The following is a 17,591-nucleotide window of genomic DNA, read 5'->3' on the forward strand; positions in this document are numbered from 1 at the left end:
TCAGTGAACCCGCCGACCCCGCGCCGCCAACAGCAACCCGGGGAGCAGCAAGAGCATGATCGGCGGCTCCGGGATCAGACCGGCGAGGTCTGCCAGGGTCGCGGCGCTGGCCTGGGTGACCTTGTAGGCGAAGCCGTAGTCCAGTCGGTCCGCGGTGTCAGTGGTCTTGTGATAGTAGGGATTGGAATTGCTCCAGATATCCGTTGCGGTATCCTCGATTCCAAACAGCGAGGACGAGCCCGGATATCGACTTGAATGGAAGTAGTAATGGTCGCTGCCGTAATAGTCGCCGTACCAGGCCTGGGTCAAGAGCCCGGGCACATAGGTCGCCGCATCGGCGATGAAGCGGTCCACCAGCCACTTATCCCCCATGACCTCCAGGTCCTGCGTGGCGAGGCCGGCGGTGTAGGCGATCATGTCCAGATTCAGCATCCCGACGATCGTGTCACCCCTGACCTGGGCGGCGGCAGCATAGGCGTTGCTGCCGATCAGTCCCTGCTCCTCGGCGTTGAAGCCAATGAAACGGATGGTGGACGCGAACTGGTACTGACTCAGAACGCTTGCGATCTCCAGCATGGCGGCGGTGCCGCTGGCGTTGTCGTCCGCGCCCGGGGCATTGGTCTGCGGGTCATTGGAGGTAGAGTCGAAGTGGGCGCCGATGATGAAGATCTGGTTGGGGGTAACCAGGCCCGGCAAGGTCGCCTCCACGTTGTAGCGCGTGCCCCCGTAGTCGAAGGCGTCTTGGCGTACACTCAGGCCGAATGAGTTCAGGGTGTCGGCGAGATAGTTGGTCGCCTTGACATTACCCTGGGTGTTGAAATAACGGGTGCCGAAAGCCTGCAGGTTCCCGACATAGTCCTGGTAGTCGAACTGCGAGAGTTGCCCCAGCAGATTGGTCATCGGGCTGGCCGCGAGCCACCCGCTGAACAAGGCGAGACCAAGGGCGAGCGGCGGACGGATCAGCGATTTGCGCATGGCGGACTCCAGTTGAAGTTTGGGATGGGGCGATGGTCCGGGTGGCGGCGGGTGGCGGATCGCCCTGCGGGCATCCGCCCGACGGTCCTGCTTGCGGAGCATCGGTCCGGCGCGCGCTCTGGTCAATCAGATTGCGCCGGACGGTGGCGGTTGCAGTCGCGCCCACCGGCGCCCCATCATGTCGGGTCGGCGTCTTGCGCCCCCGGCGCGACCGCCGCCGCTGGGGTCTGCCCCTTGCGAGGCCCAGTTCAATACGCCCGCTGCTGCCCGCGTGCCTCCCCCTTCACCACACCCAGGACCCCCCATGCCGAAAAAGAAGCCAACCCCAGCCGCCGATCTCGTCGTTGCCTGTGAGCGCCCCGCGGGTTGGGCCGAGCCGCTGCGCGTCCACTTCTGGGACCAGTCGCCGGGTGGGGCAGGGAGCGCCTGGCCCGGCATCCCCATGACCCCGGACCCGGAGCACCCGGGGTGGTGGTCGTATCGCTTTCCGGCGACCCGCTCGGTGCGCCTGCTGTTCACCGACGCCGCGGGCCGCCAGACCCCGGACCTGACGCGCGAGCGCACCGGTTGGCTGGACGCCGCCGGGCACTGGCACGACCAGCGGCCCGCGCCCGGCACGGCGGCGCCCGCACCACCCCCGCCGCCGCGCCCGCGCCCGCCGGTCCCCGAACAGTTGGCACCGGTCGCGCAGCGTACGGACTTCCGGGCGGAGACCATCTATTTTTTGATCACCACCCGCTTCTATGACGGCGACCCGAGCAACAACTTTTTCTGTCGCGACCGTATCCGCTTCGACGGCAACGGCCAGGCGATCGATCCCCATTGGCGCGGCGACTTCAAGGGTCTGATGGAGCGCCTGGACTACATCCGGGACTTAGGGTTCACAGCCATCTGGATCACCCCGCCGGTGGAAAACCGCTCCGGGCTCGACTACCACGGCTATCACCCCTACGACTGGACGCGCATCGACCCGCGCCTGGAGTCCCCCGGCGCAACCTATCAGGATCTCATCGACGCCGCCCACGCCCGCGGGCTCAAAATCATCCAGGACGTGGTGGTCAACCACTCCTGCCAGTATGGCATCCGCGGCCAGGTCCACATCGACCACCTGCCGATCAAATACTATTGCCCCCAGGGTTCGGCGCCGGGCGCGGTCGATCACGGTCCCTATCAGGGCAGCCTGGGCAATTACGCCTGGCCCAACCGCGATGACATCGACAACCCCCTGGCCCCCGACTGGTGGCGGGAGCGGCACGCCCGCGACCCGGAGGGCCTCGAACCCCTGGTCGACCCCAAGACCGGGGAAACAGTTCCCAAACCCGGCTACAACCCGGGGCGCTTCTTCGGTGTCGATGCCAACCACCTGGACCCCAACTGGTACCACCAGGAGGGCTTCATCTGCGGCGGCGACTGGGAGAGCGCCTGGCCGCTCCAGCACAAGCACCTGGCCGGGGACTGCATCGATCTGGCCACGGACCGGCAGAATGTGAAGGACTATCTCATCGGCGCCATCAATCGGTATCTCGACATGGGTGTGGATGCACTGCGCATCGACACCGTCAAGCATGTGGAACGTGACAACCTGCTCGAATACGTCAACGCCTGGAAGGCGCACAAACCGGGGCTCTTCGTCTTCGGTGAAAACCTGGTCAAGGGGTACGGCTGGGGGGACTTGGGCGGCGGTGACAATGGCCCGAGCCAGATCCGGCCCTGGTGGTACACGCGCCTGGGTCATGACCCGCGCGACCCCACGTCGGGCGGTGACTCCGGTTTCTCCGTACTCGACTTCGGGCTCTTCTCCACCTTCCGCGACACGGTGAGCAAGGGCACCTATGGCGGCACCGCCCAGATCCTCTCCATGGATTGGATCTACGGCGATGCGACGCGCCTGGTGACCTTCCTGCAGAACCACGACGTAGGCCCGGACAACGACTTCAAATACCGCTTCAAGGGCGACCAATGGATGGCGGCGGCGGCCTATAATCTGATCTGGACCGCGCGCGGTATTCCCTGCCTCTATTATGGGGAGGAGATCGAATTCATGAAGGGCGCCCCCCAGGATGTCGAGGGCGAAAGGGACACCCTGGACCAGACCGGGCGCGCCTATTTCGGCGACCACCTGACCGCGGAGGCCATCGGCGCCACCCAGGCCCATCCGCTCTACCAGCACATCCGGCGTCTGAACCAGATCCGCCGCGCCGTGCCCGCCCTGCAGCAGGCCCCTATGACCCAGGTCGCGGAGTGGGGCAGCGGCATGAGCTTCGTGCGTGATCTCTCTGACCAGGGTGACTATGCCGTCATTGGTCTTGCCATCGGCTCCGATCAGCAGATCAGCGTCGGCGGCGTGCGCGACGGCACCTACCGTGACGCCGTGACCGGCCGCGAGGTCCAGGTCAGCGGCGGGCACCTGAGCTTCAGCGTGCGCGCCAACTCTGCCGGCATCTATGTCCTCGACGGTCCCGGCAAGGTGGGCGAGGACGGCGCCTATCTGCGGTAGGGTCGCCCCAAGTTGAGCCTCTTCTCGTTCCCACGCTCCGCGTGGGAATGCCGTGCGGGCGCTCCGCGTCCGGTCTTGGCACTGGACGCGGAGCGCCCGCACTGGCTCCCACGCGGGAGCCGGAAGGCGAGGCCAAGTCCGCTTGCGAGGTCGCGTCGCGGCTGAAGCCGCTCCCACCGGGTCCCAGTCGGCCGGACGGGGGCGCCATCGAGAGCCGATTACATCAATGAAACTATCGATCCGACAAATCAGAAAGGCGTTGGCCGAGAGAAGCCAGGCGCCGGGGATGCTCGAACAGCTGGGAGTGAAATACTATCGCTATCTCGGCCGCACCGCCGGCACCGCCGCGCTGCGCAACGTCACCATCGACGAATTACCCGATGATGCGACGCTGCAGGCCCTGGCCGGCAATATCACGACCTTCGCCGTAATCATCGCCTTCGCCGTCGGCGCCCTGACCACCTTTGCCACGATCTGGGTCGATGCGACCTATAGAGAGTCCATGGCGGCAGTGCCCTATTGGCTGCTGTACGGCGGTGTGCTGACCGCCATGTTGGTCATCGAAGTGGCCGCGCTGTATTGGCTGGGCCTCAAGACGGTCTACAGTCTGGCGTGCCTGACCGGCCAGCATCAGGCAGTCGAGGATTATTTTCTGCCCGTCAATGATTCTGTGCCCAATATCCTGGCCCGGGCCGCGCTGGAGGTGCCGGACCCGGTGATTCATTATCTCGGGATCGACCCGCTCAAGCACCTGTCGAAATCGCGGCTCTTCCTGGTCGCCGCCCTCTACAAGCTCAAGGTCATACTGAGCAGCCTGGTAGTCAAGTTCCTGTTGCTGCGCATGGTCGGCAAGGGCGGGTCGCGCACGGCGTTCAATTGGGTGGCCATTCCGATCACCGGCCTGTGGGACGCCGTCACCCTCCTCCGGGTCGCGCGCGATGCGCGGCTGCGGCTATTCGGGCTCAAGCTGACCGAGCATATCGTCACCGCGATTCTGACCGACGACCGGCTGGCACGGTTGAGCCCGGCCGCGCGTGAGGGCGCGGTCAGGGCGGTCGCCACCATGATGGTGCTGTCGCAACATTATCATCCCAATCTTCTGGTCCTGATCATCAGACTCTGCACGGCCTTCAACATCAGGGAAGGTCATGGATACGACAACTGGGATGATTTTCTGGCCCTGCTCGATCGGGTGTCCGCCACGGAACGGTACTTCCTGCTGGATCTCCTCAGCGTCGCCGCGGCCTTCGATGGTCAGGTCTCGCGTCTGGAGAAACACCATCTGCCGGAAGCCTTCAAGGAGTTGACCGACATCTATATGCTGCGCACCAACCGCTTGACGCGGATGCTGGCGGCCGGGCAACTGCACGCCGCGAAGGCGCTTTGTACCTTGGATTTTCAGCCGGGGTGAGTGCTCAGCGACCGGTCATTTGCTCCAGCCGTTCAGAAAAGTCCGCCGCCGACGGCGTCAGTTACTCCAATGCTTCCCTTCTTCATCCCTGACGCTGTACGGATCTCACATAGTCTTTCAGTACCTCGTCCATACGCGTCTGCCATCCTTTACCTGTCGCCTTGAAATAAGTCACCACCTCCTCGGAGAGGCGGACGGAGACGGATTGCTTGGTCGACTCTGGCTGCGGATGACTCATGGGGTGCAGGCGCTGGAGTTCTTCGTCCGACAACTCGCAAACGTCTGGATCGTCCACCATGCCCGCGCGAATCTCAGTCTCTTCGTGCGGCGTCGGCAGATCGAAGATGCGTCCGGTTCTAGATCTTACGTGCATAATCTCTCACCTCTTTCGGCAGGGCCTTGCGCAAGCTGATGATACGATAGACATCCTCATCTTCCACGAACACCACGCAATAGACTGTCCGCCCGATAGGCGCAAAGCCGACCATGCGAATTTCGCCATAGGTCTCACGTGTATCCTCCTCGGCCCGGAGCAGATCCCATTCGAGCGCCTCCGCCAGCGTCAGCGACAAACCGCGTTTGGCGATGTTCTTGGCGTCCTTGGCAGGGTCGAAGGTGATCTTCATGGACATGCCGAGCGGTTCAGTGGGGCGTGCGTCGTGCCGGCGACATTACGGAATCTCCGCCTGCGAGGCAAGGACAGCGCCACCTTCTGCCGCCCCTGGTCCCCAAGCGGAGCTTGAGGACGAGGAATTCCCCATGCGCCGGCGGCGCTCCCGTCCGGCTGAAACCTCGACCTCCAGTGCGGGCGTGGGCGCCCAGGCGGTCGAGGTTTAAGCCGGTCTTGTGCCCGCTTGCGGGTCTGCCGGCGTTGTACCAGTCGGCGACCCATTCATAGACATTGCCTGCCATGTCGTGACGGCCAGAGGGACTCTCGCCTGCGGGGTAGGTGCCCACCGGGGGTGTGCCGCGACCGCCGAGGTTGCAGCGGGTCCCGTCCCAGCGCTCGCCCCGGGGGCGCGCCGCCCGTTGGTGCCCGTGCCGCCTTCTCCCACTCGGCCTCGGTGGGCAGGCGTTTGCCGCACCGCTGGGCATAGGCGTCGGCATCCTCCCAGGAGCAATAGACGACCGGGTGCCGCTCCTTGCCGGGCTGGAAGGCCGTGCGCCAGTCGTTCCGGCTGAAAAGACCTGTCAGGACCAGCGTGCCCTAGCGGAGAGATTGTGAGAGTATTCGCCGCACGTCGGGCCGAGGAAGGAGGCCCAACTGTGCTCCAGAATCGTTGATGGGCTGAAGGTGCCCATGCCATGGCCACCCACGCCCTCATCGTCGGTATCAACTGTTACGACGCGGCTGCGCCCCTGTACCTGCCCGCGGCGGATGCGCAGGCCATCGCACAGCGCTTATCCGAGTTCGGCGAATTCCGGAAAATCAGCCGCCTACCGGAGCGGATCAGCCCGGATCGCAGCGGTCTTTGTGTCGATCCCGAGGGTCGGGTCACGGCGGTGCAACTGGAGCGGGCGATTTGCGACCTGTTCCTGCCGATTGGCGGCGGCGCGCCGGATACGGCACTGCTGTTTGTCGCCGGGCATGGTTTGCGCAAAGAGGCAGGCGTCCCGGAGAGCTTTCTGGCCGCGAGTGACACCGACGCGGCGCGGGGTAACTGGGTGCTGTCCCTGCTGTGGTTGCACCGCATCCTCGCCGCCAGCCCGGTACCCAATCAGATCGTCTGGCTCGATACCTGCCACAGTGGCGCCCTGCTCGATTTCCAACAGGTAGACCCCGGTCGCGGCACACGCTGTCTGATCGCCGCCTCCCGCCCCTTTGAATATGCCTACGAGGAGTTTGCGCGCAGCACGGCGGAACGCCCCCGGCATGGCGTCCTCACCGGCGCCCTGCTGCGCGCCCTGGACCCCGCCGGGACCCCGGACGGTCGGGTCACCAACCTGACCCTGGCCGAGCGCGTCCAGCGCGCCCTGGCGGCGGAGCCCCAGCACCCCCTGATCGCCAATTCCGGCGAGCCCATCGTACTCACCCGCGCTGCGGCCCGGTCGGCGCCGGTGGCCGCCGCCAGCGGTCGCTGCCCCTACAAAGGGCTGGCCTTCTTTCAGCGTGACAACGAAGACCCGGACGACTTCTTCGGCCGCACCCGGCTTACCGACGAGTTGCTGGAGCGGCTGCGCACCGGTGCCTTCCTCGCCCTGGTCGGGGTCTCCGGCAGCGGCAAGTCCTCGGTGGTGCGGGCCGGCCTGCTGCACCAGTTGCGGCTCGGCCAGCGTGTCGGCGGCAGCCGGGACTGGCCACAGGTCATCATGGTGCCGGGCGCCGATCCCTTTGTGAATCTGGCCGCCGCCCTGATCGAGCAGACCGCCGCGGATCGCGCCGCCGCCATCGCCGTGGGTCGTTGCGGCACAGCGCAACAGCTTGTCACACTGGTCGATGGTCTGACTGCCGACCCGCCCGGCACCCGCCTGATCCTGCTGATCGACCAATTCGAGGAACTGTTCACCCAGAGCCCGCCCGCGGTCGTCGCGCCCTTCCTTGCCACCCTGCTCGACGCCCTGGACCTGAGCCAGGGGCGGTTGACGCTCATCCTCACCCTGCGGGCGGACTTCTACGCCAAGTGCGCGGAGCAGGACTATTCGGGGCTGGCCCGCCGTATCCAGGGCGGACAAGTCATCGTCCAGCCGATGGACGGCACCGAACTGACCCAGGCCATCTGTGCCCCCGCGTAACGGGTGGGCCTCACCGTGGACCCGAACCTGCTCGGCGCGCTGCTCGCCGACGTCCGCGACGCCCCCGGCCACCTGCCGCTGCTGGAGGACTGTCTCACCGAGCTATGGACTCGCGAGCGTGACCGCCCCGACCAACGCCTGACCCTGGCCGGCTACCAGGCCCTGGGCGGCCTCCATGGGACCCTGGCGCGGCGCGCCGACGCGCTGTTCGCGACGCTGTCGATGCAAGAGCAGGCCGCCGTGCGCTGGATATTGGTGCAGCTCACCCGCATGGGCGAAGGCACCGAAGACACCCGCCGCCGCGTCGTTCAAGCCGATTTGGTCAATGACCGCTATCCAGCCGAACTGATCGCCCGCACCCTGGTCCGGCTCGCCGATGCCCGGTTGGCGGTCAGTTCCGCACTCCAGGCCCGCCGAGTGGCGACTGGCGACGGTGCGGGCGCTGCCGGTGAAGGGGAGGGCGCGGCGGCCCCGCCGGAGGCACTCACTATCCCAACGGTCGAGGTTGCACACGAAGCGCTGATCCGCCACTGGCCGCGGCTGCGCGACTGGCTGGACCGTGACCGGGCCTTTCAGACCTGGCTGCGCCGCATCCAGCCCGAGGCTCAGGACTGGGGTGGCCCGGACGGTGACCAGGACCCCGAGCGCCTGCCCCGCGGCGCCCGTCTCGCCGTCGCCTTGGAGCAGCGCGCGGCCAATCCGGGGCTGCTGGACCCAGTGACGCAGTCATTTATCGATACGGCCGTTCAGCGACGGGACCAGGAGCGTACAGCCGAACAGGAGCGGCAGGAGCGGGAGTTCTGGGAGGAAGCCGCGCGTCGGGAGGCGCAACGTCGAGCCGAGCTACAGGCGCACGAGGATCGCCAGCGGACCCGTCTCAAACGGACCCGGCTGGCCGCCGCCCTGACCTCGATTGGCCTCGTCGTCTCGATTTGGCTCGGCTACCTCATTTCCGCGGCGCGTGACCAGGCCCAAGCCGCGCGCAACCAAGCCCAGGCCGCCGCCCAGACGAGCAAGGAGGACCTGTTCGAGGCGCGCCTTACTCAGGCTGCGCTCCTCGCCCGGGAGGAGGACTACGCCGGGGCCTGGCGGGTGCTCGGACAGAGCGCCGACCTCGACCCAGCCATCCGTCCCGATCGCCGCCACGCCCGCAACCTGCTGGCGGGCCTGGTGAACCTGTATCGCGGTGTGTCGGATCAGGTCTATCGGGGGCCAGGGGCGGCCCTGATGGCACTGGCTGTCAGCCCCGATGGGCATTGGCTCGCGGCTGGCGGGGAGCGCGGCACCCTGGTGGCCTTCGATAGGACGGGCGGCGAGCAGCCCGCGCCTCTGGCGACCCATGACCCGGCGGCCGGGGCCGTTGGTGCCGTGACGGCGGTCGCGTTCTCGCCGGACGGGGGGCGTCTCTACAGTGCCGGCGAGGACGGCCGCATCCTTGCCTGGTCCGTGCCGGATTGGCAGCCGCAGGAGCTTGGGAAGACCCGGGACGGCGTGCGATCCATGGCCCTGAGCCCAAAGGGTGAGGTCCTCGCCAGCGCCGGTCAGGGCGCTGGGATCACCCTGTGGTCGACGGCCTCCGGTGCGGTGCTCGGCGAGTTGGTTGGTGAAAGCAGCGCGGTCGCGCTGGGTACGAACCTCGCATGGTTTTCCGATGGCGTTCGGCTGGTGAGTGAGGGACGCAACGGCAAGGTCGGCATTTGGGACACCGCGACCCGCAAGGAGCGACTCTTGGCCGGGGAGCATAGCCCGGCCCTGTCCGGTCTGGCCACTGGCGGTGTCGCGATCAGTCCTGGCGGGGCTCTGGTTGCCAGCGACGGGGAGGACGGTCTGATCGTGCTGGCCGACACCGTTACCGGCAAGACGGTCCGGGTACTCAAGGCGCAGGACACGGACGTCTCCAGCCTCGTATTCGATGGTTCGGACCAGCGCCTGATCGCGGTCGACAAAGACCAGAGCGTCAAGGTTTGGGACACGCCGACCGGCACGACACTGCGGGTCTATCAGGGACACGACGCCGGCATCGGGCCCATTGTGTTGCACGATGGGGTCTTCTACACCGCCTCCAATGACGGCACCGTCCAGCGCTGGCCCTTGGGGCTACCCGACCAATGGGCCTGGGACCTGGACGACGCCGTGCCCTGGTCGGTGGCCTTGGACCCTGACCGGGGCTTGGTCCTGGTGGGCCTGGCGGAGGGCTCCATCCGCGCCTATGCCTTGCCGGGGCCGGGGTCCCGCGATACCGCCGACGTCGCCGACTCATCGTCGGATACCGCCAGTGGGTCCGCGCCGAAAGGCGAAGCCAGCCGGGTGATCGACAGCCTGCGGTGGCCCTCATTGGCTACGTCGCTCCTTGGTGTCATCGCACCCGTGAATACGGCATTGGCTCAATCGTGGGTTCTTGGGCCGGAGCGGGATGCGCGGGGCGTGGAGGAGGCGCGGGTGAGGGCGCGCACGGCGGAGGATGCGCGGGTGCGGGCGCGCATGGCGCTGGAGGCGGAGCAGAAGGCGGGGGGGCCGGAGCGGGATGCGCGGAAGGCGGAGGCGGCGCGCATGACGCTGAAGGCGAAGAGGGCGGCGGAGTCGGAGCGGTCGGAACATCCTCGGCGGCCCCCGCGTTCTAACGTGTCCGGCTTCTCGGCGGGCGCTAATAAGGATCTACAGAGCGCAAAGGAGCGGCTCGGGCGGATCGAGCCGCCCGATAACCCCCCCGAGGGAATGCCGGAGCCGAGAGGGTTGGAACAGCCCGCGCATCTGATGCCCCGGAATGTCGCGGCGACACAAGGCCCCGCCCCCCAAGTGACTCTGCTGCGGCCCACACTCGGCGGCGCGTTCAGCAGCTTTGCATTGAGTCCGGACGGCCGAATCCTGGCGATTGCCGGTGACGATCATCGCGTCCGTCTCTGGGCAATCGTCGGCGCATCCGGCGATGCCCAGATCAAGCCCTTGGACCGCCCGATGAAGGACCATCAAGGTGCGGTCCGCGCGGTTGCGTTCTCACCGGACGGACGCCGGCTCGTCACGGCGAGCGATGATCGTCAGGTGGGCATCTTCGACGTAGCGAGCGGGACCGGCGAGTTCTACCCGGTCGATGAGCCTGGGCAGTTCGAGTCGGTCCAGATCGACGGCTCGGGCACGCGCGTCGTCACGGCGAATCTGGAGGAGCGTACCGTCCAACTCTGGCACCTGGACGGCCGGCGGCTCGTCAAGGGTCAACCCATCGCCACCTTTGCGGACAAGCCCCTCTGGGCCACCCTCAACCCCGATGGCCGCCAGATCGCCGCGGTCGGACGCGGCTCCAATGTCACCCTCATCGACCTGGACGCCGCGGACCGCCCCATGCATTCGCGCCGACTCCGCGGCCACCAGGATACCGTCTACCGGGCCATCTACAGCCCGGACGGCGGTCTGCTCGCCACCGTGAGCGCCGATAGGACGCTGCGCGTCTGGGACCTGAAGACCGATGCGGCCCTGTTCACCCTGCATCTGCCGGCCGAGAATCTCGACCCAGGTCCGCTCTGGGACTTCGACTTCCGCTGCACCCAAAACCAGCGCACCTGCTGGATCGCGGTGCCGCTGACCATGGGGCGCCTCGCGCTCTACCGCCTTCCTTATGCCGACCCGCCGCCCGCGATGCACTAGCCCGGGACGTCAAGGCTGGTCGTTGGAAGCTGCCGACAACCCAACCCTGAAATCATGGGCGCGGGGCGGTGCTTTTCTCGTACCCGGCGAGCGTTCCGGGGGCGCGGCCCGCGCCGCGGGCTTATACTCGCGCCCATGTCCCGACATCCCGCAGTAGCCCCCATGGAACAACCCCCAGTCCCCCGCAAACGTCCCCGCGGCATCTATCTGCTGCCCAATCTGTTCACGACCGCGGCCCTCTTCGCCGGGTTCTACGCCATCCTGGCGGCGACGCAAGGGCGCTTCGAGGCGTCGTCCATCGCCATCTTCGCGGCCATGCTGCTGGACGGGTTCGACGGGCGGGTGGCGCGCATGACCCACACCCAGACCGCCTTCGGGGCCGAGTACGACAGCCTCTCGGACATGGTCGCCTTCGGCGTGGCGCCGGCGCTGGTGGCCTATCACTGGGCCCTGGGCGGGCTCGGCAAGCTGGGCTGGCTGGTCGCCTTCGTCTACTGCGCGGCGGCGGCCCTACGTCTGGCGCGCTTCAACACCCAGGTGGGCACGGCCGACAAGCGCTTTTTCCAGGGCCTACCCAGCCCGTCGGCGGCGGCCCTGGTGGCGGGCGGGGTCTGGATCGGGGCGGATCAGGGGATAGACCCGTCCTACGTCTCCTGGATCGCCGCGGCCGTGACCGCGGGGGCCGGGTTGCTCATGGTCAGTAACTTCAGGTATTACAGCTTCAAGCAACTCGATCTGCATGGGCGGGTGCCCTTCATGCTGGCCGTGGCGGTGATGCTCGGAGTCGCCCTGATCCTGATCCAACCGCCGATCGTCCTGTTCCTGGGCTTCCTGGGCTACGCCATCTCGGGCCCGGTCTGGACCCTGATCAGCCTGCGCGACCGGCGCGCCTCCCGGCGCCGGGGCCGGACCGGCGGCGGGGTCTAGGGTTGCGCTTAGAGCTTGCCCAGTAAGACCAGGATCAGCAGGATCAACAGGACCAGCCCGACCCCGCCGCTGGGGGCATAGCCCCAGGATTGGCTATGGGGCCAGGTCGGCAGGACCCCCAGCAGGATCAGAATCAGAACGACGACCAGAATGGTACCGAGTGACATGGTGTTTCTCCGGATTGGGGCAGTGGGTCAAGGGTGGGAACTGCGCCGCGCGCGCCTGACCGGTGGGTTGGCAGGCGCGGACCGCCGCTGTCATCGGGTATTGGCTCAGGGCCAAGACCCGGCCGACAGGGCTTTCGATGGAGTAGCCGCGGGTCGGTTCGCACCTGCTCCATTACACCCGAGTCTAGCCCCGATCGTCGTGCCGTTCGGTGCGTTGGCGTACATAGCCTGGGCCTTGATCATAAACAACGGTTCACTGATAGGTTAAACAAGTCCAGCAGAGACTGCTCTTGGCGTCGTTGTCGTTGTCGTTGTCGTTGTCGTCATCAAGGTTACCATCGCGCCCCGGATTCCCTCCCACCCCAAATCGCATCGCTTCTTCGATTACGACAACGACAACGATTGCGTCTGTGTTTAACTTGTTCTTGACTCGTCACTAACTCCGGCAACACCCGTACGGCCGCGATGGCTGGGTGATGTCCCAGGTTCCCGACCGATCCAGCCGCAGGACGCGATCATGATATTGGATCAAGGTGGTGCGGTGGCCGACGCTGATGAAGCCGATACCGGAGTCCTTGAGCATTGAATAAAACCGCTCCTGATTGTCTTCATCGAGTGCACTGGTGGCCTCGTCCAGGAAGGCAAAGGCGGGGCCGTGGAGGAAGAGTCGCGCGAAGGCCACGCGCTGCTGCTCCCCGATCGAGAGTACGTTGGTCCAGTCCAGCACGCGCCCCAGATCACTGTCGACGCGCTCCAGCACGTCCGCCAGATTGACCTTGCCTACCACCGCGATGATCTGTTCGTCGCTGAGGTCGCTGGCGGGATAGGGATAGAGCAACTGATCGCGCAGATTGCCGTCGATCATGTAGGGGCGCTGGGGGAGGAACATCATGTCGCGCAGCGGCGGGCGTTCGATCGTACCGGAGCCGATAGGCCAGAGCCCGGCGATGGTGCGCAGCACCGAGCTTTTGCCCGTGCCGCTGGCGCCCATGATCAGCAGGCTCTGACGGCGGCGCAGTTCCAGGGAGAGTCCGATCACCAGGGTCTTTGCGTCATCCGGGGTGCGCACCGTGAGATTGTCCAGCTTTACCATGCGGCCGTCGTCCGCGGGTGCCGGGTCGCCCGCCGGCGCCGCGCGCTCCTCATCGGCGTCGAACTCATCCAGCTCGTCCCATAACATGCCAAGCCGCCGGACGCCCGCCAGGTAGGCGCTCAAGCGTTCAAACTGGGTAATGATCAATGAGACAGCCGCCAGCACCTGGGCGAAGGCCCCGGCCGACTGGGTGACGACGCCGAACTCGACCTTCCCGGCCATGAATAAGGGCGCCACGATCACCACCGGCAGGATGATGGCGGCATAGTTGTAGCCGGTGACGAAGAATGCCAGGTTGCGATTCCAGCCGATAATACTCAGCATGTTCAGGACCGCCGCCCCCAGACGCCCCACCAGGTCGCGCTGTTCGCGCCCCTCTCCGCGATAGAAGGCGATGGATTCGGCGTTATCGCGAACCCGCACCAGGCCATAGCGGAAATCTGCTTCCTTCTGATACTGCAAATAATTCAGCCCGATCAGGCGCCGGCCGATCAGGATGCTGAAGCCGGTGCCCGCGATGGCATAACACAACAGCACGCCCACCAGGGTTGCAGAGATCGACCACAGCACGCCGACGAAGGCGATCAAGGTTACCGTGGCGTTGAGGGTGATGAGCAGGAAGGACAAGGAGGTACCGGTAAAGTTGCGCACATCCTCACTGATACGCTGGTCCGGGTTGTCGATGCTCGATGACCCGCGCAACCGGTAGTAGGCACGGTTGTTGAAATAGCGTCGGATCAGGTGTTGTGCCATCCATTCCCGCCACAGCAGGGCGAGGCGCTCCTCCGTCCACCGGTAATAGACCCCCAGCGGGATAGCCAGCACGAAGGTGCCGAGATACCACCAGAGCCATTGCCGGTAGGCCGGCACATCCTTGTCGGCGATGGCGGTCATGAAGTATCTCGCCACATAGCTCATGAGCACCTGCACGCCGCCGACCGACAGGGCCAAGGCGAGCAGAATGACGACGAAAACAAGCGCCTTGTAGCGGATCTGCGAGCCGAAAAAGAACGCCTTGGAGATGATCCACAACTGCCGCACGAGTCCGCGGTCAGACCCCTGTCTCTCTGCGTTCTGATCGGTAGCTTTGACCATTGCTGCTCGGGGGCATAAGGCGGTGAGAAGAGGTCAGATCGACCTGAGTCCGGCAGTTGCTCACGCCAAGATTACCGTGCAGTCTAGTGCCAAGGCGCCGCGCGCTCTGTCTGTTACCGCACCGACGGGCCTGGTCCTTTCGCCTATTCTCAAGACGATGGCGGTACCCCGCTCTCGCGACGCCAAGCAATTGGTCGCCGTCCCCTGAGCGCCGGCCGCCGCTATCGCCTCCCAAATCCTGGAGATATCAAGACATGTCCATGAAATATTCGATCATTAGCGGGGCCGGGGCGATCGCCATCGCTTTGTCGGGCGTGCTCTGCGCGCAGCTCGTGGTGGATCAGGTGCCGAGTGACAGCGCCGACCAGTACAAGCAGTTGAAGGTGGACGAGGCCACCGCCGCGGATGCCAGGTATCACGCCAATCGTACCGAACCCAACCGCCAGGCCCGCGACCAGGCCGAAGCGCAGGCCGGGGCTGCGATCGAGCGGGCCAACGGGCCGGCGCCGCAACAAAGCCCGCGCTGAAAGGCTCAACCCCGGTACGACGCCGCACTCGCGACGCGGTAGCGGGCCACTAAACCTGTGAGAGAGAGAACGCAATGAACGCAATGAAATTGGTAGCAGTCGCGCTGATCGTCGCCGGCGCCCTGGGACTGGCGTATGGCCGTTTCAGCTATACCAAGGAGACGCAACAAGCCCAGATCGGGCCGCTGGAGCTGACGGTCAGCGATCAGCAGACCATCAATATCCCGGTGTGGGCCGGCGCGGCCGCCATTGCCGCGGGCCTGTTGTTGCTGGTGATACCCAAGAGCGCTTGATGGGATGGGATGGCGAGCGCCGAAACAACCTCGGGTCTTGCGGAGAACGACGCTGAACGCACCGAAAATCGTCGCCATCGCCCTGATCATCACCGGGGGGCTGGGCCTGACATCCGGCGGCCTCCCTTCATCCAGTGAGATACCCGGCACGACCTTGGGTCCGGTCGTCAAGTGTCAAGGTGCCTGTCGCATCGCCGACGACCCGGGGCCGTCGCTCCATTCATCGGCGCTATTGGGCATCAGTGCGGCAACGAACAGACCTGGCTTGTGCCTTCTGACAGACTGCTCCTGACCTCAGAAAGAGCAGTTATCCACAGATGAACACAGATGAATACAGATTAATAAATTGACTTACGCCTGGTCAGGGACTCACCTTGCCGGTGATGATGACAATAGCGATAAGCGCTTGACATTTCAAATAGCATCTGTGTTCATCTGTGTCCATCTGTGGATTGCAGGATTAGATGAAAGGCAGGAAGCCTTGCCCGCAGTCGCTCGTTTCCTCGCTTGGAGACTGAGCGGACCAACCCCAACCCGGCCAGCGGCCGGATGACCGATCAACCACCGGAGATATCAGCATGTCGACCAAAGACGACTATATTGCGAAGATGAAATCCCAACTCGACTCATGGAGCGCGGAGATCGACGCACTCGAGGCGAAGGCGAATGACGTCAGGGAGGATGCCAAGATGAAATACGCCGAGCAACTCGCCGCGCTGCGCGTCAAGCGCGAAGAGGGCGAGCAGAAGCTGGTCGAGATGCGGGAGGCCGGCGAAAGCGCCTGGGAGCAGGTGAAGGCCGAATCGGAAAAGGCCTGGGCGGCGTTCAAGGACTCGGTGCAGGCTTTTCAAGCGCACTACAAGGCCTAAGCGGCCGGCGCCCGCCGCGGTGGGCGCCGTCCCGGAACGCGCGGTCGGAGTCTGAACTCCGGTCGCCGTGAGGGTAGAGGCGGGGCGTCAATAACCCGCCGTCGTGCTCAAGCAGGTTTGTGCTTGAGGAAGCTGGCGAGCCAGATCACCAGCACGGCCCCGAGCAGCGCGGTGACGATACTGCCGACCAGCCACACGAAGTTGGCCAGATCCCCGATCAGGGCGAGCAGGATACCGCCCACGGCGCCCCCGGCCATGCCGAGGAGCACATCCCCGATGGTTCCGAAGGGCGGGTTTCCGCCGATCAGCTTGCGGGTGACCAGTCCGGCAAAGGCGCCGATCAGCATCCAGATCAGGATTGTTGTAGAGAACATAACGGGAAGCTCCGAAGGTTGCAGGGAGTCCGATGAGGGACTGCTGGACAAGGTGTGATGCGCCTGGTCGGCACGCGGTCATGCCGCCGGCGATGAGACTGGCCCCACCGCCGCCGTGACGGCGTCTCACTGGCAGGGGCACCCTACTGAAGTTTAGCCCACCCATCGCGCTGCCTCTGTTCGGTACCGCACGGCAGGCCGGGCCTGCGCCGGGCGAGAAGCCGGGACCCCTGGTGCAACCCACCGGGATCGGCGCCCGGAAACCTGGCTACCTATGTGTCTCGCCGCACCGAGTCCCGCGCGGCAGGCGGTTAGCCTGCCGCTGGAGCAATCGGGATCATCATCCCTCGTTCGCACCGGCGGCGGGCAAGGCACCCGGGTCACCGGTGCCCGGGGCTCCACGGAGTCGCGGCGCACCCCACCGGGTGCAGCCGGCGCGCCGAGCGCATTTACATAATCCAACCCAACCCAACCCAACCCAACTGAGCAATCCCAATGACGGCCGATGGCAATGGGCCCCAGGGCGCGACAAGCAGCGCGAGCAATACGCTCAATCCGTCGACCCTGGTGATCGGCAACGAGGGCAACGCGACCGGCATCGTCACCCTGCAGTGGTCCGGGATCCAAGACCTCGACTTCACCGACGGCGGCGCCTTGGGAATCTACGTGGCCTTCCTGAATCCCATCGACCACAACCTGACGATCATCTTCGACGTCGTCGATGATCTGGTGACGTCGACAGTGGCCCGAACCTTCCCGAACCTCTCCCAGGGCGGCGGCTTCTTCCCGTTCTTGAGCTTCAGCGATCCCAGCGTGTTCACGAGCGTGAACAGCGTCAAGGCGGTCTTCAGCAGCACGGCTGCCAACTGGGACGCCGGTATCGACTTCATCGAAACCACCGACGTCCCGGTCCCCGGGGTCTTGGCCCTCATGGCCCTCATGGCCCTGGGCCTGACGGGCCTGCGGGTCACCCGTCGTCGCCCGGTCTGAT

16 protein-coding genes and 1 pseudogene are annotated in these 17,591 nt (G+C 65.7%); 9 read left to right on the forward strand and 8 right to left on the reverse strand.

The window, feature by feature from the left end:
- Positions 1 to 975, reverse strand: a complete 975-nt coding sequence (locus THSYN_RS14100; protein ID WP_157817660.1) for a M28 family metallopeptidase — start codon at positions 973 to 975, stop codon at positions 1 to 3.
- A gap of 304 nt (positions 976 to 1,279) precedes the next feature.
- Here THSYN_RS14100 and THSYN_RS14105 point away from each other — a divergent pair, with 304 nt between their 5' ends.
- Positions 1,280 to 3,472, forward strand: a complete 2,193-nt coding sequence (locus tag THSYN_RS14105; protein ID WP_100919700.1) for an alpha-amylase family glycosyl hydrolase — start codon at positions 1,280 to 1,282, stop codon at positions 3,470 to 3,472.
- A 286-nt stretch (positions 3,473 to 3,758) separates the two neighbouring features.
- On the forward strand, positions 3,759 to 4,883 hold the full coding sequence (locus THSYN_RS14110) for an LBF_2804 family protein (protein WP_216644762.1): 1,125 nt from the start codon (positions 3,759 to 3,761) through the stop codon (positions 4,881 to 4,883).
- 82 nt (positions 4,884 to 4,965) lie between these two features.
- Here THSYN_RS14110 and THSYN_RS14115 read toward each other — a convergent pair whose 3' ends face one another.
- Genes THSYN_RS14115 through THSYN_RS14130 form a run of 4 tightly spaced genes read right to left on the reverse strand, consistent with a single transcriptional unit; the run spans position 4,966 to position 6,084 of the window.
- Entirely contained in the window at positions 4,966 to 5,256 is a 291-nt protein-coding gene (locus THSYN_RS14115; RefSeq protein ID WP_100919702.1) for a BrnA antitoxin family protein, read from the reverse strand.
- On the reverse strand, positions 5,240 to 5,515 hold the full coding sequence (locus THSYN_RS14120; protein WP_418219923.1) for a BrnT family toxin: 276 nt from the start codon (positions 5,513 to 5,515) through the stop codon (positions 5,240 to 5,242). The genes THSYN_RS14115 and THSYN_RS14120 overlap by 17 nt, the downstream gene beginning before the upstream one ends.
- A gap of 10 nt (positions 5,516 to 5,525) precedes the next feature.
- Positions 5,526 to 5,840 (reverse strand): SUMF1/EgtB/PvdO family nonheme iron enzyme, encoded by a 315-nt coding sequence (locus tag THSYN_RS37285; protein WP_100919703.1) that lies wholly within the window; start codon positions 5,838 to 5,840, stop codon positions 5,526 to 5,528.
- Complete coding sequence (locus THSYN_RS14130) at positions 5,776 to 6,084, reverse strand: formylglycine-generating enzyme family protein (RefSeq protein WP_100922432.1); 309 nt, start codon at positions 6,082 to 6,084, stop codon at positions 5,776 to 5,778. The genes THSYN_RS37285 and THSYN_RS14130 overlap by 65 nt, the downstream gene beginning before the upstream one ends.
- 104 nt (positions 6,085 to 6,188) lie before the next feature.
- On the opposite strand from THSYN_RS14130, the pseudogene THSYN_RS37290 reads away from it, so the two are divergent.
- The 3 genes and pseudogenes from THSYN_RS37290 to pssA all read left to right on the forward strand — a co-directional run.
- A pseudogene (locus THSYN_RS37290) lies at positions 6,189 to 9,023 on the forward strand (nSTAND1 domain-containing NTPase); the annotation flags it as partial.
- Between the two features lie 93 nt (positions 9,024 to 9,116).
- A complete protein-coding gene (locus THSYN_RS37295) occupies positions 9,117 to 11,255 on the forward strand; it encodes a WD40 repeat domain-containing protein (protein ID WP_418219938.1) in 2,139 nt (712 codons plus the stop codon).
- A 162-nt stretch (positions 11,256 to 11,417) separates the two neighbouring features.
- Positions 11,418 to 12,182 (forward strand): CDP-diacylglycerol--serine O-phosphatidyltransferase, encoded by a 765-nt coding sequence (gene pssA / locus THSYN_RS14145; protein WP_100919706.1) that lies wholly within the window; start codon positions 11,418 to 11,420, stop codon positions 12,180 to 12,182.
- 8 nt (positions 12,183 to 12,190) lie between these two features.
- On the opposite strand, the gene THSYN_RS14150 is transcribed toward pssA, so the two are convergent.
- Together THSYN_RS14150 and THSYN_RS14155 are read right to left on the reverse strand one after the other, a co-directional pair.
- Positions 12,191 to 12,349: a DUF3309 family protein gene (locus tag THSYN_RS14150; RefSeq protein ID WP_100919707.1), complete on the reverse strand. Its 159-nt coding sequence runs from the start codon at positions 12,347 to 12,349 to the stop codon at positions 12,191 to 12,193.
- A 436-nt stretch (positions 12,350 to 12,785) separates the two neighbouring features.
- Entirely contained in the window at positions 12,786 to 14,537 is a 1,752-nt protein-coding gene (locus THSYN_RS14155) for an ABC transporter ATP-binding protein/permease (RefSeq protein ID WP_236848902.1), read from the reverse strand.
- A 260-nt stretch (positions 14,538 to 14,797) separates the two neighbouring features.
- Here THSYN_RS14155 and THSYN_RS14160 point away from each other — a divergent pair, with 260 nt between their 5' ends.
- The 3 genes from THSYN_RS14160 to THSYN_RS14170 all read left to right on the forward strand — a co-directional run bounded on the left by THSYN_RS14160 (position 14,798) and on the right by THSYN_RS14170 (position 16,226).
- Positions 14,798 to 15,064 carry a hypothetical protein gene (locus THSYN_RS14160; protein ID WP_216644763.1) on the forward strand — a complete coding sequence of 89 codons (267 nt, stop codon included), beginning with the start codon at positions 14,798 to 14,800 and terminating at the stop codon, positions 15,062 to 15,064.
- 74 nt (positions 15,065 to 15,138) lie between these two features.
- Positions 15,139 to 15,357, forward strand: a complete 219-nt coding sequence (locus tag THSYN_RS14165) for a hypothetical protein (RefSeq protein WP_100919709.1) — start codon at positions 15,139 to 15,141, stop codon at positions 15,355 to 15,357.
- A 578-nt stretch (positions 15,358 to 15,935) separates the two neighbouring features.
- Positions 15,936 to 16,226, forward strand: a complete 291-nt coding sequence (locus tag THSYN_RS14170; protein WP_100919710.1) for a sll1863 family stress response protein — start codon at positions 15,936 to 15,938, stop codon at positions 16,224 to 16,226.
- 107 nt (positions 16,227 to 16,333) lie between these two features.
- Here THSYN_RS14170 and THSYN_RS14175 read toward each other — a convergent pair whose 3' ends face one another.
- Positions 16,334 to 16,600 (reverse strand): GlsB/YeaQ/YmgE family stress response membrane protein, encoded by a 267-nt coding sequence (locus THSYN_RS14175; protein WP_157817662.1) that lies wholly within the window; start codon positions 16,598 to 16,600, stop codon positions 16,334 to 16,336.
- Between the two features lie 495 nt (positions 16,601 to 17,095).
- Between THSYN_RS14175 and THSYN_RS14180 the strand changes: the two genes are divergently transcribed.
- Positions 17,096 to 17,590, forward strand: a complete 495-nt coding sequence (locus tag THSYN_RS14180) for a hypothetical protein (protein WP_100919712.1) — start codon at positions 17,096 to 17,098, stop codon at positions 17,588 to 17,590.
- Position 17,591 lies beyond the last annotated feature (1 nt).

The organism is Candidatus Thiodictyon syntrophicum (assembly GCF_002813775.1).
Lineage (GTDB): Bacteria > Pseudomonadota > Gammaproteobacteria > Chromatiales > Chromatiaceae > Thiodictyon > Thiodictyon syntrophicum.